Source organism: Agromyces flavus (assembly GCF_900104685.1).
Lineage (GTDB): Bacteria > Actinomycetota > Actinomycetes > Actinomycetales > Microbacteriaceae > Agromyces > Agromyces flavus.
Window position 1 is genome coordinate 614,048 of record NZ_LT629755.1, and the last position, 22,582, is coordinate 636,629.

At 72.8% G+C, this 22,582-nt stretch carries 13 protein-coding genes and 1 tRNA gene; 10 read left to right on the plus strand and 4 right to left on the minus strand.

The window, feature by feature from the left end; genetic code table 11:
• From BLT99_RS03050 to BLT99_RS03060, 3 genes are read left to right on the plus strand one after another with little or no spacing between them, the layout of a single operon-like run.
• Nucleotides 1-1,818 carry a UvrD-helicase domain-containing protein gene (locus BLT99_RS03050; RefSeq protein ID WP_092669196.1) on the plus strand — a complete coding sequence of 606 codons (1,818 nt, stop codon included), beginning with the start codon at nucleotides 1-3 and terminating at the stop codon, nucleotides 1,816-1,818.
• The gene (locus BLT99_RS03055; protein ID WP_092669197.1) at nucleotides 1,788-3,089 is read left to right on the plus strand and encodes a RecB family exonuclease; all 1,302 of its coding nucleotides are present in this window, start codon (nucleotides 1,788-1,790) and stop codon (nucleotides 3,087-3,089) included. Before BLT99_RS03050 ends, BLT99_RS03055 begins: the two co-directional genes overlap by 31 nt.
• On the plus strand, nucleotides 3,086-6,445 hold the full coding sequence (locus tag BLT99_RS03060; RefSeq protein ID WP_092669198.1) for an ATP-dependent DNA helicase: 3,360 nt from the start codon (nucleotides 3,086-3,088) through the stop codon (nucleotides 6,443-6,445). The genes BLT99_RS03055 and BLT99_RS03060 overlap by 4 nt, the downstream gene beginning before the upstream one ends.
• 61 nt (nucleotides 6,446-6,506) lie before the next feature.
• Here BLT99_RS03060 and BLT99_RS03065 read toward each other — a convergent pair whose 3' ends face one another.
• Entirely contained in the window at nucleotides 6,507-7,679 is a 1,173-nt protein-coding gene (locus tag BLT99_RS03065; RefSeq protein ID WP_157674921.1) for a phosphotransferase, read from the minus strand.
• A gap of 115 nt (nucleotides 7,680-7,794) precedes the next feature.
• Here BLT99_RS03065 and nudC point away from each other — a divergent pair, with 115 nt between their 5' ends.
• Together nudC and BLT99_RS03075 are read left to right on the plus strand one after the other, a co-directional pair.
• Entirely contained in the window at nucleotides 7,795-8,763 is a 969-nt protein-coding gene (nudC, locus tag BLT99_RS03070; protein ID WP_229724849.1) for an NAD(+) diphosphatase, read from the plus strand.
• Nucleotides 8,760-10,568 (plus strand): ATP-dependent helicase, encoded by a 1,809-nt coding sequence (locus BLT99_RS03075; protein WP_172802955.1) that lies wholly within the window; start codon nucleotides 8,760-8,762, stop codon nucleotides 10,566-10,568. Before nudC ends, BLT99_RS03075 begins: the two co-directional genes overlap by 4 nt.
• A gap of 772 nt (nucleotides 10,569-11,340) precedes the next feature.
• Here BLT99_RS03075 and BLT99_RS03080 read toward each other — a convergent pair.
• Entirely contained in the window at nucleotides 11,341-12,720 is a 1,380-nt protein-coding gene (locus BLT99_RS03080) for a zinc-dependent metalloprotease (protein ID WP_092675521.1), read from the minus strand.
• 211 nt (nucleotides 12,721-12,931) lie between these two features.
• Between BLT99_RS03080 and BLT99_RS03085 the strand changes: the two genes are divergently transcribed.
• From BLT99_RS03085 to BLT99_RS03100, 4 genes are all read left to right on the plus strand, one after another.
• Nucleotides 12,932-14,065: a YlbL family protein gene (locus tag BLT99_RS03085; RefSeq protein ID WP_092669204.1), complete on the plus strand. Its 1,134-nt coding sequence runs from the start codon at nucleotides 12,932-12,934 to the stop codon at nucleotides 14,063-14,065.
• A gap of 131 nt (nucleotides 14,066-14,196) precedes the next feature.
• A complete protein-coding gene (locus BLT99_RS03090; RefSeq protein ID WP_172802956.1) occupies nucleotides 14,197-17,106 on the plus strand; it encodes a UPF0182 family membrane protein in 2,910 nt (969 codons plus the stop codon).
• A 13-nt stretch (nucleotides 17,107-17,119) separates the two neighbouring features.
• On the plus strand, nucleotides 17,120-17,998 hold the full coding sequence (locus BLT99_RS03095; RefSeq protein WP_157674922.1) for a class I SAM-dependent methyltransferase: 879 nt from the start codon (nucleotides 17,120-17,122) through the stop codon (nucleotides 17,996-17,998).
• A gap of 100 nt (nucleotides 17,999-18,098) precedes the next feature.
• A tRNA-Met gene (locus tag BLT99_RS03100) sits at nucleotides 18,099-18,175 on the plus strand.
• Nucleotides 18,176-18,196: 21 nt separating this feature from the next.
• Here BLT99_RS03100 and BLT99_RS03105 read toward each other — a convergent pair.
• Nucleotides 18,197-19,417 (minus strand): IS481 family transposase, encoded by a 1,221-nt coding sequence (locus tag BLT99_RS03105; RefSeq protein WP_092669208.1) that lies wholly within the window; start codon nucleotides 19,415-19,417, stop codon nucleotides 18,197-18,199.
• A 210-nt stretch (nucleotides 19,418-19,627) separates the two neighbouring features.
• Here BLT99_RS03105 and BLT99_RS03110 point away from each other — a divergent pair, with 210 nt between their 5' ends.
• Entirely contained in the window at nucleotides 19,628-20,260 is a 633-nt protein-coding gene (locus tag BLT99_RS03110; protein ID WP_092669210.1) for a cyclodeaminase/cyclohydrolase family protein, read from the plus strand.
• A gap of 43 nt (nucleotides 20,261-20,303) precedes the next feature.
• Here the strand turns inward: BLT99_RS03110 and helR are convergent, their stop codons facing one another.
• On the minus strand, nucleotides 20,304-22,448 hold the full coding sequence (gene helR, locus BLT99_RS03115; protein ID WP_229724726.1) for an RNA polymerase recycling motor ATPase HelR: 2,145 nt from the start codon (nucleotides 22,446-22,448) through the stop codon (nucleotides 20,304-20,306).
• Nucleotides 22,449-22,582: the final 134 nt, after the last annotated feature.

Consider the following 22,582-nt stretch of genomic DNA (forward strand, 5'->3'; position numbering starts at 1 on the left):
ATGCAGCTCGAGGCATCCCCCCTCCCGCCCGTCCTCGACCTCGTGGGCGCCGGGCACGCGGCGGTGTTCGGGGCACCCGGCTCGGGCAAGACTCGGCTCGCGATCGAGCTCGTGGCCGCGCGCGTCGCCGGCGGTCTCGACCCGTCCGAGGTCCTCGTGCTCGCGGCCACGCGGCGCACGGCCGCGAGCCTTCGCGATGCGCTGGCCGTCCGGCTCGGCATCACGACCCGCGGCGCACTCGCGCGCACCGCGAGCGCGGTCGCCTACGACCTCGTTCGCGCGCGCACGGGCCGCGCGGTCACGCTGCTCACCGGCGCCGAGCACGACCAGGTCATCGGCGAACTGCTCGATGCGCAGGCGCTCGACGGCGACGGTCCCGACTGGCCCGACGGGCTCTCGGCCGAGGTGCGAGCCCTGCGCGGGTTCCGCGCCGAGCTGCGCGAGCTGATGATGCGCGCGGTCGAACTGGGCGTCGGTCCCGACGAGCTCGCGGCGACCGGTCGCCGCGCCGACCGGCCCGAGTGGATCGCCGCCGCGCGGTTCCTCGCCGAGTACGCCGAGGTCAAGGAGCAGCTGCGACCGACCCAGTTCGACTCCGCCGAGCTCGGCGCATACGCGGCGGCCGTGGTGCGGGGCAGCCTCGACGATCCGGCCGACGAGTCGGCGCTGGGCTCCCTCTCCGGGTTGCGCCTCATCGTCGTCGACGACGCCCAGGAGGCGACCGAGGCGAGCGCGTCGCTGCTCGCCGCCTTCGCGGCGCGCGGCGTCGAGGTGGTCGCGTTCGGCGACCCCGATGTCGCGAGCAACGGCTTCCGCGGTGGGCGCGCCGACCTGCTCGGCTCGCTCGAGTCGGTGCTCGGCGGCCCGGTGCGACGTGTCGAGCTTCCCGTGGTCCACCGTGGCCGCGCTGCGCACCGACGTCTCGTCTCGCAGGTCGTCGCCCACGTGGGCACGGCGCTCGGCGGTGCTCACCGCGCCGCCACCGTCGCGGTCGAGGCGCACGACGACGAGCTCGAGCCCGTGATCGGCATCGACGCCACGTCAGCGGCCGCCGAGGGCGCCCAGGTCGCCGCCGTCCTGCGCGAGCGGCACCTCCTCGACGGCGTCCCGTGGTCCGCGATGGCGGTGGTGCTGCGGTCCGGCGCCGAGATCCCGGCGTTCGCACGAGCGCTCGCCGCGGCTGATGTGCCCGTCACGGGCGGCGCCTCGCGCACGGCGCTGCGTGACGCGCCGGGTTCGGCGGCCCTGCTCGAGGCTGCCGCGCACGTCGTGGGGATCGAGTCGCTCTCCGCCGAATCGGCGACCGGCCTGCTCACGGGCCCTCTCGGCCATCTCGACCGCGTGGGCCTGCGTCGACTCCGTCTCGGGCTGCGCCACGAGGAGCTCGCCGCGGGCGGCACACGCACCGCCGACGAACTGCTCGTCGACGCGCTCGGCGCCCCCGGCGGGTTCGCCACGCTCGACTCGTCGTCCGGTCGTCGTGCGGGCCGTCTCGCCGCTCTGCTCGACGCGGCTCGACGGGCGGCCTCGCGCGGCGCGACCGTCGAGGAGCTGCTGTGGCTGCTCTGGCACGACAGCGGGCTCGAGGCCGAGTGGGCGGCGCAGGCCGGCGGCAGCGGCGTCCTCGCCGATGAGGCCAACCGCTCGCTCGACGAGGTGGTGGCCCTGTTCGCCGCCGCGCGTCGCTTCGTCGAACGCGAACCGGATGCGCCGGCGCGCCGCTTCGTCGACGAGATGCGGCAGAACGCCCTGCCCGAGGATTCCCTCGCCCCGAGCGCGGGGCCGACGTGGTCGTGCTCGCCACGCCGCCGGCGCTGATCGGCCGCGAGTTCGACGTCGTGGTCGTCGCCGGCCTCCAAGACGGGGTGTGGCCCAACCTCCGCCCGCGCGGCACGCTCCTGCACGCGGGCGCCCTCGGTCGCGCGGTCGCGGCGATCCGCACCGGCGCACCGCTGCCCGAGCCCGAGAGCGCGTCGTCGATTCGGGCGTCGACACGGGCCGACGAGCTGCGCCTCTTCGCGCTCGCGGTCTCGCGCGCCCGTCGGCAGGTCGTGCTCGCCTGCACCTCCACCGACGACGAGCAGCCGTCGGTCCTGATGGGCTTCGCGCCCGCGCGGCCCGTGCCGCGGCGGCGCCGACCGCTCCACCTGCGCGGCATGGTCGGCGCCCTCCGCCGCGACGCCGCGATCGGCGACCGCGAAGCCGCGGCCGCCCTCGCCCTGCTCGCCGAGCACGGCGTGGCCGGCGCCCATCCCGACGAGTGGTACGGGCTCGCCGCGTCGACGACGACGGCACCACTCGTCGACCTCGAGGGCGATCCCGAGGCGCTCGTCGCCGTCTCGCCGTCGCAGATCGACCGGGTCGAGGAATCGCCGCTCGGATGGTTCGTCGATCACGTCGCGCAGCCGCCGTCGGGTCTTGCGGCGTCGATCGGCACCATCGTGCACGCCGTCGTCGAGGAGGCGGCTGCGAGCGACGGCGAGTTCGACGTCGAGACGCTCTGGGCCTCGGTCGAGCGTCGCTGGCGCGACCTGCGTTTCGAGGCCGGATGGGTCGCCGAGCGCGAGCGACGCGGGGCGCGCCGGATGACCGAGGGGGCGGCCGACTACCTGCGCAACGCCGCCGACGACCGCGTGGTCGTGCTCGGCGCCGAGGGCCGGTTCACGCTCGTGAGCGGCCGCACGCGGATCACGGGGACCATCGACCGCGTCGAGGCGTCGCCCGACGGCACGACCGTCATCGTCGACCTCAAGACCGGCCGCACGCCGCCGACCGCGGCGCAGACCGCCTCGCACCCCCAGCTCGCGGCCTATCAACTCGCGGCGCGGGCCGGCGAACTCCCCAACGCGGGCCGGCTCGGTGGCGCGAAGCTCGTCTACGTCGCCCGGCCCGTCGGCGGTCGCCTCTACACCGAGCGCGCCCAGCAGCCGTTCGACGACGAGGCCGATGAGCTCTTCCGCGAGCGCCTCGAGCGGGTCGGCCGCACCATGGCGGCGGCGACGTTCGATGCTCCGGTCGAGCTGCCTCACGGCTCGCGATTCGGGGACTGGGCCTACCGCGTGCATCTCGTGCCGGCGGTGTCGGCATGACCGTGAGCACTCGCGCGCTCGCCGCCGTCCGCATCGGCGCCGACGAGATCGCGCACCGGCTCGGGCTGCACGCGCCCACGCCCGAGCAGCGCGCGGTCATCGAGGCCGACCCGGGCGGGCAGAGCCTGGTCGTCGCGGGTGCCGGCAGCGGCAAGACCGAGACGATGGCCAACCGCGTGGTGTGGCTGCTCGCCAACGGGTACGTCGACGTTCCCGAGGTGCTCGGCCTCACGTTCACCCGCAAGGCGGCCGGCGAGCTCGCCGAGCGCGTCCGCGAGCGCGTCGGGCAGCTGGTCGCCGAAGGCGTCGCCGAAGTGGTGCTCGATCCGCTGGAGTCGGCGACCGTCTCGACGTACAACGCCTTCGCCGGCGCGATCTATCGCGAGCACGCGCTCCGGATCGGACGCGAGCCCGACGCCGCGATCCTCGGCGAGGCGGCAGCCTGGCAGCTCGCGCGCAGCATCGTCGCGGCCTCCGCCGACGAGCGGCTCGTCGAACTCGACGCCTCGCTCGATCGGGTCACCGGCGCGGTGCTCGGCCTCAGTCGCGCGCTGGCCGAGAACGTGACCGACAGCCGCGACGTGCGCGCGTTCGCCCGGCAGTTCCTCGCGATGGCCGACCTGCCGATCGAGGCGCCCCGCAAGCGCACGCCGTTCGACAGCTTCGTGTCGGCGCTCGGCATCGTCGACGCCCTTCCGCCGCTGCTCGACCTCGCGGATGCGTACGCCGCCGCGAAGCAGCAGCGCGGGCTCGTCGAGTTCTCCGACCAGGTCGCGCTCGCGCTGCAGATCTGCACGGCGCATCCCGAGGTCCTCGACGAGCACCGCGAGCGGTTCGCGACGGTGCTGCTCGACGAGTACCAGGACACGAGCGTCGTGCAGACCCGGCTGCTGGCTGCCCTCTTCGCCGGGCATCCCGTCATGGCCGTCGGTGATCCCGATCAGTCCATCTACGGGTGGCGCGGCGCGAGCGCCGCGAACCTGGCACGATTCTCGGCCGACTTCGCACCCGGCTCGTCCGCGGTGGCGTACGACCTGTCGACGAGCTGGCGCAATCCCGTCGTGGTGCTCGACGCCGCCAACACCCTGATCGCCCCACTCGACGCCGGGATCCCGAAGGCCCCGCTGCGTCCGTCGCCCTTCGCGGGGCCGGGTCGACTCGACGTGCACTGGCACGAGACGATCGACGACGAGGCGACCGCGGTGGCGGGGTGGTTCGCCGACAGGATGCGGCCCGGCGGGCCGACCGGCGCACTGCTGTGCCGCACGTTCGCCCACGTCGACCTGTTCGCAGCCGCACTGCGCGAACGCGGCATCCCGGTGCACGTGCTCGGCGTGGCCGGGCTGCTCGACCAGCCGGTCATCGCCGATCTCGTCTGCGCCCTCCGCGTGGTGCACGACCCGACCGCGGGCTCCGAACTGCTCCGGCTCCTCGGCGGCGCCCGATGGAGCATCGGTCCCGCCGATCTCGCGGCGCTGGGCGGGCTCGCTCGCTGGCTCGCCGAGCGCGACCTCGCGACCCGCCGGCTCGCCGACGAGGTCAGGCAGGGCATCCGCGGCTCGATCGCTCCCGATGAATCGCCGTCGATCGTCGACGCGCTCGACTTCGTGCTCACCGCTCCCGACGAGCACCGCGCACTGGCGCGATTCACGACCGAGGGCCTCGCGCGGTTGCGCCGAGCGGGCGCGCAGTTGCAGTCGCTGCGGCGACGCGCAGGCCTGGGCCTGGTCGACTTCGTGACGCTCGTGCAGCAGGAGCTCCTGCTCGACATCGAGGTCGCCGCCAACCCGGCGCAACCACTGGGCCCGGCGAGCCTCGAGACGTTCGGCGATCTCGTCGCCGGATTCGCCGACACGGCCGAGCACGCCACGCTCGGCGCGTTCCTCGGGTGGCTCACCGAGGCCGAGCAGCGCGATCGCCTGAGCCCCCGACAGGACGACCCCGAACCGGGTGCCGTGCAGGTCCTCTCGATCCACGGGGCCAAGGGCCTGGAGTGGGACGCCGTCGCGATCCCGCGGATGGTCGAGGGCGAGCTGCCCGCGACGCCGCGCAGCGCCAAGGGCTGGCTCGCCTTCGGCATGCTCCCCGACGAATTCCGGGGCGACCGCGACGAGATCCCCGAGCTCGCATGGCGCGGAGCGCAGAGCCAGGCCGAGTTCGATGAGGCCGTGCGCGCCTATGCCGCCGAGAATCGCGAACGGCACGCCGACGAGGAACGGCGGCTCGCCTACGTCGGCGTCACGCGTGCGCGGTCCGAACTCCTGCTGACCGGATCGTGGTGGGCGACGCAGAAGGCGCCCCGAGGGCCGAGCACCTTCCTCCGCGAGCTCGTGCCGATCGGCCTCATCGATCCCGCCGTGCTGCCGGCCCTCCCCGAGCACGACGAGAACCCTCGCGCGGCGGAGGCATCCCGCGTGACCTGGCCGCTCGACCCCCTCGGGGCACGCCGGCCGGCTGTGGTGCGCGCGGCCGACGCCGTCCGACAGGCGGCATCGGGCCCGAGCGGCGCCGACATCGGACCGGCGCTGGCGGACGATCTCCGGATGCTGCTCGAGGAGCGCCGCCGCCGCGCCGAAGGCGGTGTCGCCCCCGGAGTGCCGACCCGCGTGCCCGCGTCGCGCTTCAAGGACTACGTCGACGATCCCGGGGCGGTCGCCGCCGAGATCGCCCGGCCCATGCCGCAGCGTCCGTACCGGGCGACCCGCATCGGCACCCTGTTCCACGCGTGGGTCGAGCAGCGCTCGACCGGCGGCGCCGGCGCGGGTGGAGCGGTGCCGGTCGACGGCACCTCGCCCGACCTCGACGAGCTCGACCTCGCGTTCGACCTGCCGGCCGACGAACTCGTCGACGACCCCGTGGAATCGCGGCTGGAACGACTGCGCGCCACGTTCGCCGCATCCGAGTGGGCCGACCGCCGGCCCATCGCAGTCGAGCTCGAGCTGCACCTGCCCCTCGACGAGCACGTGTTCGTGTGCAAGCTCGATGCGGTGTACGAGGTCGACCCGGCGTCCGAGGCGGGCGGGCGCGGCATCCGCTACCAGGTCGTGGACTGGAAGACGGGAGCGGCCCCGCGCGATGCGCGCGAGCTCGAGCTGCGCCAGACGCAGCTGGCGCTCTACCGGCTCGCCTACGCCCGCTGGGCCGGGGTGCCCGCGAGCGCGATCGACGCCGTGTTCTACTACGTCGAAGACGATCGGGTGCTCCGCCCCGACGTGCTCTACGACGAGGGGGCGATCCGGCGCGCATGGGCCACCGTCGCGTCACGGGCCGGTGCGGATGCGGCCGCGTCGACCGGCGGCACTGCCGCTCCCGAGGTGCCCGACGCCGTACGCAGCGCGGTCGCCGGCGGGAGCTGACGATCCCCCGCGCGGGTTCGGGGTAGGCGCGGGCGCCGTCGCGCTGCGCCGACGGCCGAAGTCAGGCCGTGCGGTCGCGAGCGCCGTTCGCCGGGGGCGACGCGTCGCCCCAGTCGCTCAGGTCGAGCGGGATCGGCGCGGTCGCATCCATCGGCGGTGAGCCGGTCGGCGCATCCACGTCATCCGCCCGGTCGGCGTCGAGGTGTCGCCGCAGTTCCTCGACGTCGTAGCTGTCGGTGAGCATGGTCGACCCGGCGTCCCGGGCGACGACGTCGCGCGGGGTCTCGTCGAGCAGGCGCTCGACCTCGGCGACCGCGAGGATCGGCCCCGTATCGCTCGTGAGGGGCTCGGACGACTGCTCGTGCACGCTCGCGACGAGTCCGTCGAGCAGGCCGACGGCGTCGTCGATCACCGCGTCGTCGCGCGTGTCGATGCCGTGCAGCAGCCAGCGCGCGAGTTCGAGTTCCGCGTGCAGCAGCGCCCGGCGGGCGAGCTCGGCGTCGGCACCGCCCGATCGCGCGGACACGTAGGCGGCCAGCGCCTCCTCGGCGGCAGCCCCGGTGGAGGTGAGGATCCAGTGCAGGTCGCGTGCGGGATCGTCCTGCGCGAGCGCGGCCCAGCCCACGATGCCCGTGACGTGGTCGCCCTCGACGAGCAGGGACTCCGCGCCGAGCTGGCCGTTGACGACGGTCGGCGCGAACCGCCACAGCGTGTCGTCATCGGTCGCCTCCTCCCAGCGGCGCACGAGCGCGGCCGGGAGCCGGTTGGTGTCGGCTGCGCGATCGATCACTGCCACCGCGGACTCGCGCACCTCGGCGGCGGTGCGTCGCGGCAGACCGGCATCGCCGATGAAGCCCGGGGGCAGGGAGTGGATGGCGGCGATCGCGCGGCCGATGTCGGCGGCCAGCGCGGGGTTCGCGGTCAACTCGTCGGCCGAGCGCACCGCGCCCGGGATGAACTCGGTCACCACGGCGCGGGTGGGACCGATCGGCGCCTGCCCGAGGAACTCGGGCACGGCGAACGGCAGCCGGGATCGGATGCCGAGCGTGAGCGCCCGCAGGGCCACGAGGTCGGCCGACTGCTCCGACTCGGCGGTCTGGGTGCGCGGGGCGCGGATGAGCAGGCGTCGCCCGTCGGTGGAGTGGAGCTCGACGGCGTCGAACGCGCCGCCCGCATCGCGGGTGTGCGCCCGGGCCGCCCGTACCTCGAGTCCGGCCACCGCGGCCGTGGCCAACGCGGCTAGAGTGAGTAGGGGTCTGGCCATGGCACACAGCCTAAGCAGGTGTCCCCGCCTGCCCGGCGACCGCCACGCCTTCCCGACGACTCCGGCCGCAAGCGAGAGGTGCCCCGTGCTCGAACCCGACGCGCCGCCCCTCGCGCGCGAGCACCTCGACCGCGATGCGATCAGCCGTTCGGGGGTCGGTCGCGAAGCCGCCTTCGATGCCGACCCGAACGCGCGCGTCCTCGTCGTGCGCGACGGCAAGGTGCTCCTCGGCGACGCAGCAGGTTCGCGCGTGCTCGGCCTGCGCCATCCGTCGTCGCTGCCGGCGCCGGCCCTGCGCTGCTACCTCGGCCGCACGCTGGGCGACAGCGTGGACGGCGCGGGCGACCCGTTGTCGACCGGAAGCCCGATCGAGGCGTGGGTGCTCGACGATGACCCGGCCGCCGGCCTCGCCGACGACGACGGCTGGGCCGGCCTGCGCACGGTCGCGACGCAGCTCGACGATCGCGACGCGGGGCTCGCCATCCAGGCGGTCGCCCTCGCGAACTGGCACGGCACGCATGCGTTCTGCGCACGGTGCGGGAGTCCGACCGAGGTGGTCGCCTCGGGGTGGGCGCGACGGTGCCTCGCCGAGGATGCGCTGCGGTTCCCGCGCACCGATCCGGCGGTCATCGTCCTCGTCACCGACGACGACGACCGGGTGCTGCTCGGCTCCAACGCGATGTGGCAGCAGGACCGGTTCTCGGTGCTCGCCGGCTTCGTCGAGCCGGGGGAGTCGCTCGAGGCGGCCGTCGTCCGCGAGATCGCGGAGGAGACGGGGCTCATCGTGGATCGCGTCGAGTACCTCGGTTCACAGCCGTGGCCGTTCCCGGCCAGCCTCATGTGCGCGTTCCGCGCCCGCGTGGCCGACGGGGCCTCGGTCACCGCCGTGCCCGACGGCGAGGAGATCCTCGAGCTCCGCTGGTTCGACCGCGACGAGCTGACGGCAGCGCTCGGGCGCGTGGGGTTGCCCGGCGAGACGTCGATCGCGAGGTGGATGCTCGAGCGCTGGTACGGCGGTCCGCTGTCGTCGTCGCTGCCGTGGTCGACCTCATGACCGATGCCGATCCGCTGCTCGCCGCGCTCGACGACGAGCAGCGCATCGTCGCCGAGGCGCTGAACGGCCCGGTGTGCGTGCTGGCCGGCGCCGGCACCGGCAAGACGCGCGCGATCACGCACCGCATCGCGTACGGCGTGGCCTCGGGATCGTACGACCCGGCGCGCGTGATGGCGCTCACCTTCACGACGCGCGCCGCGGCCGAGCTCCGTGCCCGACTCCGCGCACTCGGTGCGGGCGGCGTCCAGGCGCGCACCTTCCACGCGGCCGCGCTCGCCCAGCTCAACCACTTCTGGCCGATCGTCGCGGGCGGTCCGGCACCGCGCGTGCTCGAGTTCAAGGGCCGGCTGCTGGGCCTCGCGGCCGAGCGCTGCAGGCTGAAGGTCGACACGGCGACGCTGCGGGATGTCGCGGCCGAGATCGAGGTGCGCAAGGTCACCGGCCTCTCGATGGACGAGTACCGTGCGCGCCTCGCGAGTCGCGGCGCCCCGGGCACGCTCGACGCCGAGCAGCTGCTCTCGCTGGTCGACGCGTACGAGACGCTCAAGGACGAGCGCCGCATGATCGACTTCGAGGACGTCCTGCTCGCCACCGCGGGCATGATCGAGTCCGAACCCGCGGTCGCCATGCAGGTGCGCGAGGGGTACCGGCACTTCGTCGTCGACGAGTACCAGGACGTCTCGCCGGCGCAGCAGCAGCTGCTCGACCTGTGGCTCGGCGACCGCGACGAGGTGTGCGTGGTCGGCGACGCGAGCCAGACCATCTACTCGTTCGCGGGTGCGTCGGCCGAGTATCTCCTCGGCTTCGAGCGCCGCCACCCCGAGGCCACGCTCGTGCGCCTCGAGCGCAATTACCGGTCGACGCCCGAGATCGTCGAGGTCGCGAATCGCCTCATGCGCGGGCGACCGGGCGCGCTGCGACTCGTCGCGGCGCCGGCCGACGGCGGCGATCCGGCGGTGGCGGATGGCGCGGCCGCGCCGCCCGCGCGACCGGCCGCCGCCGCCGCGGCGCACGGCGTTGCGCCCGTGGTCGTCGCCTTCCCCGACGAGCTGACCGAGGCCCGCGGCGTCGCCACGCGCATCCGCGCCCGCATCGACGCGGGCGTCCCGGCCGAGGCGATCGCGGTGCTGCTCCGGGTGAACTCGCAGTCCGCGCTCCTCGAGCAGGCGCTCGGCGAGGTGGGCGTTCCCGCGCGCGTGCGCGGGGCGCAGCGGTTCTTCGATCGCGCAGAGGTGCGCCAGGCCGTGCACGCGATCCGGGCGCAGGCGCTCGCCGCCACCGACGAGCCCGTGTTCAAGGCCGTGAGCGACGTGCTGCGCTCGCTCGACTGGTCGGTCGAACCGCCGCCGGGCCCGGGTGCGGTCCGCGACCGGTGGGAGTCGCTCAACGCCATCGCGCGACTGGTCGACGACCTGCCGCCGGGCACGACCCTGCGGGCGTTCGCCGACGACCTCCGAGCGCGCGCGGAGGCGCAGCACGAGCCGGCGATCGCCGCGGTCACGCTCGCGACCCTGCACTCCGCGAAGGGGCTCGAGTGGGACGAGGTGCATCTCGTCGGTCTCACCGAGGGCATGCTCCCGATCGCCTACGCGACCGGCCTCGAGGCCATCGACGAGGAGCGGCGTCTGTTGTACGTGGGCCTCACGCGGGCACGGCGGCGGCTGACGCTGAGCTGGGCGGCGCGGGCCGCCGCGCATCGAGGCGAGCGGGAGCCGTCGCGGTTCCTGCGGGAGCTCGACATCCGCACTCCGGATGCGCGCCGATCGGCCGGAGTGCCGGTGGGTGCGAACCGGCCGCGCCGCTGACTCGCACGACCGCGGCGTCGAGGGCCGTGCGGCGCGTGCGTGCGAGGTCGTCGACGACGGATGCCGCGAGCGCGAGGGCCTCGTGCTCGGCGCGGGCCGATCGCGGAGGCGGAGGAGCCACCGAGAGCTGCGCCGCGATCGCCGGCCACGAGGCATCCGCGTCGCGCCGCCAGAGATGCAGGCAGCGGAGGCAGGGGCCGTGGCCGGGCCGGACGAGCGGGCCGATTTCGACCCCGCCCTCGTCGAGGACGACGGCGAGGTGCGGCAGGTCGGCGGAGAGCCACGGCAGGTGCGCCGCCGGCGCGATGACCCACGCCCCGACGAGCACGGCGACGTCGATCTCGGCGGGGTCCGCGGGCGCCGCGTGGGCCGGGCGGTGCCCGAGGCGGACGAGGAGCGAGGCGAGCGGATCGACGACGTCCCGGTCGCCTGCGAGCGCGACCCGGGCACTCGTCGACCGGGCCGGTTCGGTCGCGAACGCCGGTGCGAGGCGGTCGAGCAGGGCATCCACCTCGGTCTCCGAGGCACCGAGCGCGGTGCCGATCGTGCGCAGCGTCGAGACGGAGGCCCCCGAGATGAGCGCGCGGAGCACACCGAGCTCGGCGGGGCCCGGATCCGGCAGCACCGCGACGGGGCGAGCGCCGCCGAGCTGCAGTTCGCGCGGCGAGCGCCAGACGTGGGGGAGTGCGGGATCCAGTCGCGGCGTCATGCCGGAAGCATGCCGCAGGCGGACGGAGCGCGTCGGGCTCCGTCCACAGGCCCGACGATCGGATCAGGAGGGGCGGTCGCCGGGCGTCTCGGCGTCGGGCGTCGCATCGGGTGCGTCGCCGCCGTCGCCGTCTTCGCCTTCGTCGCCGGCATCGGCGCTCGGCGTGTCGCCGCGAAGCAGCGCCTCGAGCGCCTCGTCGAACTCGGCGTCGGCCTCGCCGGCCGCCTGCCCGCCGGCGGCGAGCCGTGCCGCGAGCGGCGCGGGGTCGTCGAGGTCGACCGCGGTCGGAAGCAGGTCGGGATGCGCCCAGAGCGCATCGCGCGCGGCGACGCCCACCGCGTCGGTGACCGCCCGCCACATCGCCGCGGCGTCGCGAAGGCGGCGGGGACGCAGCTCGAGTCCGACGAGCGTCGCGAGCGCGGACTCGGCGGGACCGCCCGTGGCGCGCCGGCGACGGATGGTCTCGGCGACGGCGTCGGACGTCGGCAGGCGCGACGTGGCATCCGCGGTGACGACGTCGACCCAGCCCTCGACGAGCGCGAGCATCGTCTCGAGCCGCGCCAGTGCGGCCTCCTGCTCGGCGCTCTTCGGGCGCAGCAGCGCGCCGTTCGCGACCGCGTCGCGGAGCTCGTCGGTGTTCGACGGGTCGAATCCCTCGGCGAGTTCCTCGAGTCGCTCGACGTCGACGTCGATGCCGCGCGCGAAGGCCGTGATCGCGGTGATCAGGTGCAGCCGCAACCACCGAGCGTGCCGGAAGAGCCGGGCGTGCGCGAGCTCGCGCACCGCGAGGTAGAGCTCGACCTGGTCGGCCGGGATGTCGAGCCCGTCGCCGAACTCGGCGACGTTCTGCGGCAGCAGCGCGGCTCGGCCGTCTTCGAGCAGCGGGATGCCGACATCGCCGCCCGACACGACCTCGGTCGAGAGCTGGCCCACGACCTGCCCGAGCTGCATGGCGAACATCGCGCCGCCGATGCCCCGCATCATCCGGCTGGCACCCTGCACCATCGAGCGCAGCTCTTCGGGCGCCTGCTCGCTCATGACGCGCGTGAGCGAGTCGGCGATGCTGAGCGCGACGGGCTCGGCGAGCTGCGACCAGATGGGCATCGTGGCCGCGGCCCACGACCGGCGGGTCAGCAGCTCGGGCGTGCCCGGCAGCGCGGAGACATCCACGACCTCGTCGAGCCACAGCGCGGCGAGGTCGAATGCCGTGTCGAGCCGGTCGGACTCGGCGGGTGCGAGCTGGCGCTGCCCCGACGAGGCGCGCTGCTCGGCCTGCCGGAGCGCGAGCGACCAGTCGATGCCCTCGTCGGCGGAGCGCTGCATGGCCTGCTGCAGCTGGCTGAAGATGGCCGCGAGGCTCGCCGGATCGCTGGGCAGCCCGGCCGCATCGGCGAGCTTCGACGCGTCGATGCCGCCTGATCCGGACAGCAGCTCGCGGAGCATGTCGCGGAACTCGTCCTCGGGGTTCCGGTCGCGTTCCTCGTCGCCTTCGGCCACTCGGGCCACCTCCCTCGTTCGGCATTCCACGCTACCGCCGCCGCCCCGCTTCCTCGCCGGGAAATGGCCTAGGCTGACCTTCCGGGTGTCCGCCCGTCGCGAACAGCGCCGGCCCCGGCAGGGGCCGCCATCCGGCACCCGGAGAGGATGTCGCGGCATGTCGCTGTTCGGGCCCGAGACCGATGGCGCCTCCGCGAGCTTCAGCACGGCCGACTCCGTCTCCGACCGCCGGCGTTCGCGTCGCGAGCGCCTCGGTTGGATCGCGGTCGCGGTCGCCGTCGCGACCGCGCTGGTCTTCGCGCTGCTGCCCTCGCCGTACGTGATCCAGCAGCCCGGTCCGATCTACGACACGCTCGGCACGTCCGAGATCGACGGCGAGGATGTCCCGCTGATCGACATCCCCGACGAGGAGACGTACCCGACCGACGGCTCGCTCGACCTGCTGACCGTGGCGGCGGTCGGACAGCCCGGCCGCACGCCGGGATGGCTCGACGTCGCCGCGGCCTGGTTCGACCCGCGCCGCGCAGTGGTCCCCGTCGAGACCCTGTTCCCGCCAGGCCTCAGCGAGGAGGACCGCAACGCGCAGAACACCGCGCAGATGGTCGACTCGCAGCAGGATGCGATCGCGGCCGCCCTCGTCGAGCTCGGCTACGACTTCCCGCGCGACGTGACGGTGGTCGGCATCGGCGACGGCACGCCCGCCGAGGGCGTGCTCGAGCCCGACGACGTGATCCTGTCGGTCGACGGCGAGGCTGTGCACTCGGTCGACGAACTGCGCTCGGCCCTGGGCGAGCACGGCACCGACACGCCCGCGCAGTTCGAGGTGCGCCGGGGTGATGAGACGCTGACGCTCGAGGCGACGCCCGAGGACGTCGACGGGCAGGCGGTGCTGGGCGTCGGAGTGCGGATGGAGTACGAATTCCCCATCGACGTCGAGATCCGCCTCGACGACGTCGGCGGCCCGAGCGCCGGCATGATGTTCGCCCTCGGCATCGTCGACAAGCTGACCCCGGGTGCGATGACCGGTGGCGACCAGGTGGCCGGCACCGGGACGATCGACTCGGATGGCGCGGTCGGCGGCATCGGCGGCATCCGCCAGAAGCTCTGGGCCGCTCACGACGACGGGGCCGACCTGTTCATCGCACCCGAGGCGAACTGCGACGAGGTCGTCGGCCACGTGCCCGACGGACTCGACGTCTACGCGGTGACCACGCTCGAGGAGGCGCGCACCATCGTGGAGACCGCCGCCGAGGACGGCGACATGGCCTCCTTCGCCCGCTGCGAGGCGTGACCGGAGCGTTATCGGCTGCCCAGCCGGCCCGCAGCCGTTTCCAAGTTCGGCGACCCTAGGATGGGAAGTCGATCCCGCCCCGACCCCGAATGAGGCCGAGAGTGTCCACAGCCCAGCCCCAGGAACCGAGGATGCCGCGCCGCCGAGCGCCGATCGCGATCACGATCGGCATCGTGGGTGCGCTCGTCGTGGCCTTCTTCGTGTTCGCCGGCATCTACGCCGACGTGCTGTGGTACCAGCAGCTCGGGTTCGTCGAGGTGCTCGCGACCGAGTGGATCGCGCGCATCGTGCTGTTCGTGATCGGCTTCCTCGCGATGGCGCTGCCGGTGTGGATCTCGATCCAGATCGCGTACCGCACGCGTCCCGTGTACGCCAAGCTCAACTCCCAGCTCGATCGGTACAAGGAGATCTTCGAGCCGCTGCGTCGCCTCGCGATGTACGGCATCCCGATCGTGCTCGGCGTGTTCGCGGGCGTCTCGACGGCCAGCCGTTGGGATTCGGTGCTCGTGTGGCTGAACCGCACGCCGTTCGGATCGACTGACGAGCAGTTCGGCCTGGACGTGGGCTTCTACGTCTTCGAGCTGCCGTTCTACCGCTCGATCGTCGGGTTCGCCTCGGCCGTCGTGCTGCTGTCGGGCCTGCTCGTCATCGCGACCAACTACCTCTACGGCGCCATCCGGATCAGCGGCCGCGAGGTCGTGATCTCGAAGGCCGCGCGGATCCAGATCGCGATCACCGCGGGTCTCTACCTGCTGCTGCAGGCCGTGAGCATCTGGCTCGACCAGTACGCCACCGTGACCGAGGCCGGATCGCTCATCACCGGTGCCTCGTACACCGACGTCAACGCGACCATCCCCGGCCGGCAGATCCTGTCGGTCATCGCGGCGGTCGTCGCGGTGCTGTTCCTCATCACCGCGATCCTCGGCCGCTGGCGGCTGCCGCTCATCGGCGCCGTGCTGCTCATCGTGTCGAGCCTGCTCATCGGCTCGCTGTACCCGTGGGTCGTCCAGCGCTTCCAGGTCGACCCGAGCGCTCGTGCGCTCGAGGCTCCGTACATCCAACGGAACATCGAGGCGACGCGCGACGCGTTCGGCGTCTCCGACATCGAAGAGGTGCAGTACGAGGCCGTGACCGACGCTGAGCCGGGGGCGCTCCGTGCCGATGCCGAGACCACCGCGAGCATCCGCCTCATGGACCCGGCGGTCATCAGCCCCGCCTTCCGGCAGCTCGAGCAGTTCCGGCAGTACTACCAGTTCCCCGAGACGCTCGACGTCGACCGGTACGAGATCGACGGCACGACGCAGGACACCGTCGTCGCCATCCGCGACCTGAACCTCGAGGGCCTCGGCGACGCCCAGACCTGGTTCAACAGCCACCTCGTGTACACGCACGGCTACGGCCTGGTCGCGGCGGCGGGAAACCAGCGCTCGAGCGACGGCCAGCCCGTGTTCATCCAGTCGGGCATCCCCTCGACCGGCAACCTGCCCGAGTTCGAGCCGCGCGTGTACTTCGGCGAGAACTCGCCCGACTACTCGATCGTGGGCGCGCCCGAGGGCGAGCAGGCGATCGAGCTCGACTTCCCCGCCGGCGGCGAGGGCGAGCCGCAGCAGACCACGTTCGAGGGCGACGGCGGCCCGAAGCTCGACAACCTCTTCACCAAGCTCGTCTACGCGCTGAAGTTCCAGTCCGAGCAGATCTTCCTGTCCGACCAGGTCAACGACGAGTCGCAGATCCTCTACGACCGCTCACCCATCGAGCGCGTCCAGAAGGTCGCGCCCTTCCTCACGCTCGACAGCGACACCTACCCGTCCGTGGTCGACGGTCGCGTCGTCTGGATCGTGGACGGCTACACCCTCTCCGACCAGTACCCCTACTCCAACAAGGTGAGCTACAGCGAGGCGATCTCCGACAGCGAGGGCGTCCAGCAGCCGCTCGCGTTCGACGAGGTCAACTACGTCCGCAACTCGGTGAAGGCGACGGTCGACGCGTACGACGGCAGCGTCACCCTCTACGCGTGGGACACCGAGGACCCGATCCTGCAGACGTGGGCGAAGATCTTCCCCGACGCCATCCAGGACATGAGCGAGATGTCCGGCGAGCTCATGAGCCACGTGCGCTACCCGGCCGACCTCTTCAAGATGCAGCGCGCGGTGCTGGGGCGCTACCACGTGACCGAGTCCGACGCGTTCTACTCGCGCGAGGACGCGTGGACGACGCCCAAGGACCCCACCCAGGGCTCGGCGAGCACGCTCCTGCAGCCGCCGTACTACCTGACGATGCAGATGCCGGGCCAGGAGGCGCCGACCTACTCGATCTACTCGACCTTCATCCCCGAGGCGCGAGGCACGCAGAGCCGCAACGTGCTCCGCGGCTACCTCGCGGTCGACTCCAACGCGGGAGCGGAGGACGGTGAGCGGGCTGAGGGCTACGGCAAGCTGAGGTTGCTCTCCCTGCCTGAGGACGATAACGTGCCCGGTCCCGGCCAGGTGCAGAACACCTTCAACTCCGATCCGACGGTGTCGCAGTCGCTGAACCTGCTGAAGCAGGGGCAGTCCGACGTGATCAACGGCAACCTGCTCACGGTGCCCGTCGGCGGCGGCCTCCTGTACGTCCAGCCCGTGTACGTCCGGTCGACCGGTGAGACGAGCTATCCGGTGCTGCAGAAGGTGCTCGTGGCCTTCGGCGACCAGATCGCCTTCCAGGACACCCTCGACGAAGCGCTGAACGTGCTGTTCGGCGGCGACTCGGGTGCTGCCGCTGGCGACGAGGAGGTCGAGCCGACCGAACCCGGCCAGACGCCCGACGAGGGCGGCGAGCAGCCGGCCACCGAGGACACCGAGCTCCAGGCCCTGCTCAATCGGGCCCGCCAGGTGATCGAGGACAAGCAGCAGGCGCTGCAGGACGGCGACTGGGCAGCCTACGGCCAGGCCGACGCCGAGCTCGCCGAGATCATCTCCGAGCTCATCGTGCTCGCCGACGAGGGCAGTGCGGAGGCGCCGGCGACCGAGCCGCCCGCCACCGAGGCGCCGTCCGGGAACTGACGGTCGGCCGGCCGTGGAACGCGACCGCGACCTCGACCTGACGAGCGGCGACTGGCTCGACGCGAACCGGGCGAACTGGGACGAGCGCGTGCCCGTGCACGTCGCGTCGCCGTTCTACGACCGTGCCGACCTGCGCGCGGGCGGCAGCCAGCTCGACCCGATCGCGGCCGCCGGCATCGCACGATTGTTCCCCGACGGCCTCGACGGCGTGCGCGTGCTGCACCTGCAGTGCCATTTCGGCTCCGACACGCTCTCCCTCGTGAACGCCGGCGCCACGGCCGTCGGCCTCGACTTCTCCCGACCTGCGGTCGAGGAGGCCCGGCGGATGGCGGCCGAGCTCGGTGTGGCCGACCGCGCCCGCTTCATCGAGGCGAACGTGTACGACGCTCGGCACCGGCTGCCCGAGCCCGAGTCGTTCGACCTCGTCTTCACGACGTGGGGCACGATCGGCTGGCTTCCGGATGTCGCGGAGTGGGCGCGCATCATCGCCTGGTTCCTCAAGCCCGGCGGTGGCCTGTACTTCGCCGACGGGCACCCCGCGGCGTTCGTGTTCGACGGCGACGGCGGACCGGGCGGCCTCCCGGTCTTCTCGTACCCGTACACCTCGACCGACGTGATCGAGTTCGACGACCCGAGCGACTACGCCGACCCCGAGGCGAGGCTCGCCAGTTCGCGGACGGTGGAGTGGATCCATCCGCTCGGCGAAGTGCTCGGCGCGATGCGCGATGCGGGCCTCGCCATCGAGCGGTTCGCCGAGCACCATGAGGTGCCCTGGCAGATCTTCCCGATCGCCGTGCCGAAGGGCGACGGCATGTACGGCTGGCCCGCCGAGCCGTGGCTTCCGCTGTCGTACGAGGTCGTCGCCTCGCGCGCGTCCGCGGTCGTCGAGTAGCCGCGAAGCGGCGTACCGAGACCCCGACACCGCCGACGCGCCCGGCCTGCACCCCCGATTCGACCGCCCTCGGAAGCCGTGCTAGTGTTATCTCTTGTGCCGCGGGGTGGAGCAGTTCGGTAGCTCGCTGGGCTCATAACCCAGAGGTCGTAGGTTCAAATCCTGCCCCCGCAACCATGTGATGTGTCGGGACATCGTTTACAGATGTTCCGGGACATCGTTGACATGAAGCCCCTCCTTCGGGAGGGGCTTCTGTCGTTTCCGGGGTTGGTAGTCGCGGCCGGGATCGATGATGTGTTCGGCGAGGAGTTCGCCGGTGTGCCTGGCGGTGACGAGGGTTTGCGGTCCGTTCATGAGCAGGATGACGGGGGTGCCGGCGTGGGCGCGGCCGATGCCGAGGTGTCGGAGTCGGCCGGCGTAGCGGATGGTGATCGTGCCGACGTTGTCGACGGTGTCGTAGCGGACCCGCCAGTGCTCGTCGCCGTGGCGGAGTCGGGGTTCGGCTTTCGGGAGCGACCGGTACGCCTCGCCGGGGGTGCTTCGGTTGATCGCGCGATGCGGGCGGTGCTCGTTGTACAGCTCCTGGAAGTGCTCGAGCTGCTGGTTCAGGGCTTGGATCGTGTCGGCGGGCGGTTGCCGTCGGAGCCACTGCTTGAGGGTCTGGTGGAAGCGTTCGATTTTGCCCTGGGTTTGCGGGTGCGCGGGTGAGCCGTTCTTCTGGGTGATCCCGAGCCGGCCGAGCAGGGTCTCGAACCCGTTCGGTCCGCTGCCGCCGCGGGCGAACCGGGTGGTGTAGACCATGCCGTTGTCGGTCAGGGTGGACGCGGGCAGCCCGTGCGTATCCGCGGCGCTGGTGAAGGTGGCGACCACGATCGGGCCGGTCACGCGGGCGTGCGCGCTGATGCGCACAAGGTATCGGGAGTGATCGTCCAGCCAGGAGATGATCTCCACGTCGGTGCCGTCGGCGAGGGGCCAGTGGGTGAAGTCGGACTGCCAGGTCTCGTTCGGCTGGACGGCTTCGAACCGGATGATCGAGGACCGCGGCCGTTTCTGCGGTTGCGGGATCACGACGCCCTCAGCGCGCAGGATCCGCCAGATCGTGGACACGCTCGGGGCCTTCTCACCGGCGCGGGTCAGCCGATCGCGGATCGACTCGGCGCCGTCATCGAGCCCGGCGCCGGCCAGTTCGGTTCGAAGCGTCAGGATCCGCTGCCGCATGCCTTCGGTGGTGCGCGTCGGTGATCGCCGTGGCTTGCGGGAGCGTGGCTCGAGCGCGTCGTCGCCGCCTTCCCGGTACCGGTTCGCCAGCGTGCTCGCCCATTGCCGGCTGATCCCGAACCGTGCGGCGGCGTCCGCGGCGGTCAAGCCGCCGTCGACGATGGCGTGGGCGATGACACGATTCCGGTTCCCTCTCGACATGCCCCATCGTCGAGCCCGTCAACGATGTCCCGACACATCCACGCTGTCGTCGATGTCCCGACACACCCGTCAACGATGTCCTGAAACCACACACTGCCCCGCAACCAATCAGAGGCCGGTATCGGAGACATCCGATACCGGCCTCTGGCTTTCCGGCGGATGGCGCGCAGGCGAGAAGCCATCCCCTGTCGCGGGGTCTAGCCTCGTTCCATGGACGGCAGACTGACGGCCGACGAGCCCATCTCCGAGTGGCTGCGGTCGCTCGCCTCGACCGGACCGGGTCCGGGCGGTGGTGCCGCCGCCGCGCTGATGGCGGGCATGGCGGCCGCGCTCGCGGAGATGGTCGTCGCGCACCGCACCCGGCGGAACTCGCCCGACGAAGAGGTGCACCGGCGGTCGCTGGAGGCGTTCTCCGCCGCGATCCGCGACGCCGCGCCCGCGATGGCGGACCAGGACGCCGACGCCTCGGCGGGTTTCGCCGCGGCGAACCAGCCGGACGATCCGCACGACCGGTCGACGGCGCGGCGCGATGCGAGTCTCGTGGCCGCCGAGTCGGCGGCGTCGCTCGGCCGGTTCGCCTCGAAGCTGGTGCCGGTACTGCAGGAGCTGGGAGACGATTCGAGCACGCTGCTCCTCGCCGACGTCGGCGTGGCCGCGGCGACCCTGGCGGCGAGCACCCGGGCTGCCGCGCTCAACGTCTGCACCGACCTGCTCCTCGCCGCTGAGGCAGGCACCGGCAGGTCGGACCTGCTGGACGCGTTCGATGAGCTCGAGGCCACGACCGCCGACCTCCTCGCCATCGTCGACCGGGTGCGAGCGAGACTCCACCCGTCCCGGGTCTGAGCAGGCCCGCTCACCCACCCGACCCGCAGGCGGCGCGTCGCCGTCAGTCGCGCGAGAGGACCACCAGCCGGCCGGTGGCCCTCGTCATGGCGACGTAGCGGTCTACGGCGCCCTCGACGCCCGAGCCGAACGAGTCGGGATCGACGAGCACGACGAGGTCGAACTCGAGTCCCTTGGCGAGTCGGGGGGTGAGCGATCGGATCCGGGCCGAGCCGGTGAACGTCAGGTCGCCGATCACGCACGCGATCCCCTCGCCCTGCTCGTGCTCGGCGAGCCAGGCGTCGAGGATCGCGTCGCGCTCGTCGAGTGAGGCGTACGACACGGGCACCCCCGTTCGGCGGATCGAGGTCGGCACGTTGGCGTCGGGCAGTGCGGCGCGGATGATGGGCTCGGCGGCGAGCATGACCTCCTCGGGAGTGCGGTAATTGATGCCGAGCGTCGCGATCGTGACGCGATCGATGCCGACACATGCGAGTCGCTCGGACCACGATTCGGCGAAGCCGCGTCGAGCCTGAGCCCGATCGCCGACGATCGTGAGGCTGCGCGACGGACTCCGCCGGAGCAGCATGAGCCACTCGGCATCCGTCAGCTCCTGCGCCTCGTCGACGACGACGTGTCCGAACGGGCCCGCGAGGAGGTCGACCTCCGTGCGAACGTCCTCGTCCGCGCTGGTGAGTGCGGCCCGCACGTCCTGCCCTCGGAGCATGGACATCACCGCCATCTCCGAATCGTCGGCCGCGATGAGGTGCTCGAGCACCATCTCACGCTGCTCGCGCTCGTCGGCCAGGGCCGCCTCGCGCCGGCGCCGCCGGGCCGCGGCATCGGGATCGCCGATCCGCGCCCGAGCCGCATCGAGCAGCGGCAGGTCGGACACCGTCCACGCGCGCGCATGCGAGCGCTGAAGGAGGTCGACCTCACCCGGCGCGAGGTGCGGCGCACAACGACGCAGGTACTCGGGGACCGACCACAGATCGGCGACCACACCCGCCGGATCGAGCAACGGCCACGCCCGCCGGAAGGCGCCCGTGAGTTCGACGCTCTGTGCGAGCGCCCGTTGGAGCAGGTGTGGTGACACGTCATCGTGCCGGTCGCAGATCAGTCGCAGCAGTTCCTGCCAGACCTCTGCGCGGGCCTCATCGTGCGGCGTCCCGTGCTCAGGCGCTGCGAAGGCCTCCGCCCAGTCCTCCGGTTCCACGTCGACCCCGCCCCATTCGGTCTCGACCGTGATGGGCTCCGTGGGCGGCTGCTCGTGATAGGCGACGGCCGCGTCGATCGTCGCCACCATGGCCACCGTCGACTTCAGTCGTGCGACCACCGGGTCGGTCTCGTGCACGGCGCCGGCGCCTTCGGGCACGAGGTCGGCCAACGTGCAGCTGCGCACGCCCTCCTCGCCGAGCCCGGGCAGCACGTCGGCGACGTAGTCGAGGTACGGCACGCTCGGACCGACGACGAGGACGCCTCCGCGCCGGTGCGCGAGCCGTGGGTCCGCGTAGAGCAGGTACGCGGCGCGGTGCAGGGCCACGACGGTCTTGCCGGTTCCCGGGCCGCCGTCCACCACCAGCGCGCCGCGCGAACCGGCGCGGATGATCGCGTCCTGGTCGGCCTGGATGGTGCCCAGCACGTCGCGCATCCGTGCCGATCGGCTCTCGCCGAGGCTCGCGATGAACGCCGACTGGTCGTCGAGCGCCGCGGCGTGCCCGCGCAGCTCGTCCTCGGTGAACGCCTCGTCCCAGTAGTCCGTCACGCGCCCGCGCGTCCAGCGGTAGCGGCGGCGATGGACGAGGCCCCTCGGGTCGGCGTGCGTGGCCGCGAAGAAGGGCTCGGCGGCAGGGGAACGCCAGTCCACGAGCAGTCGCCGGCCCGAGTCATCCGTCAGCCCGAACCGCCCGATGTAGATCGGCTCGTGGTGCTGCGCGTCGACGATGTGGCCGAGGCACAGGTCCAGTCCGAACCGGCGCAGGGTGCGCAGGCGGGCGGTCAGCCGGTGCACCTCGAGATCGCGGTCGAGCGCGGACTGCCCGCCTCCAGTGCGCTGTCGGCGGGCATCGTCGAGGCGACCGGACACGTCGGCGGCGAGTTCGTCGAGCCGCCCGGCGATGGCGGCGAAGTGCCGCTCGTCGTCGGCGATCAGGGCGGGGTCGGCCTTGTGGGCGAGGCGGTCGGGAAGGGCGAAGGCGGTGACGGTCAGGAGAACTCCTCGAGCAGGGAATCGCAGGTCGGCCGCCCATTCTGCGCCCTCACCGGGTGCTTGCGGCAAGCCCCCGGTCCGCCGGTAGACTGGAAATGCAGACGGGAAGGCCCCGGTCCGATCGGACCGGGGCC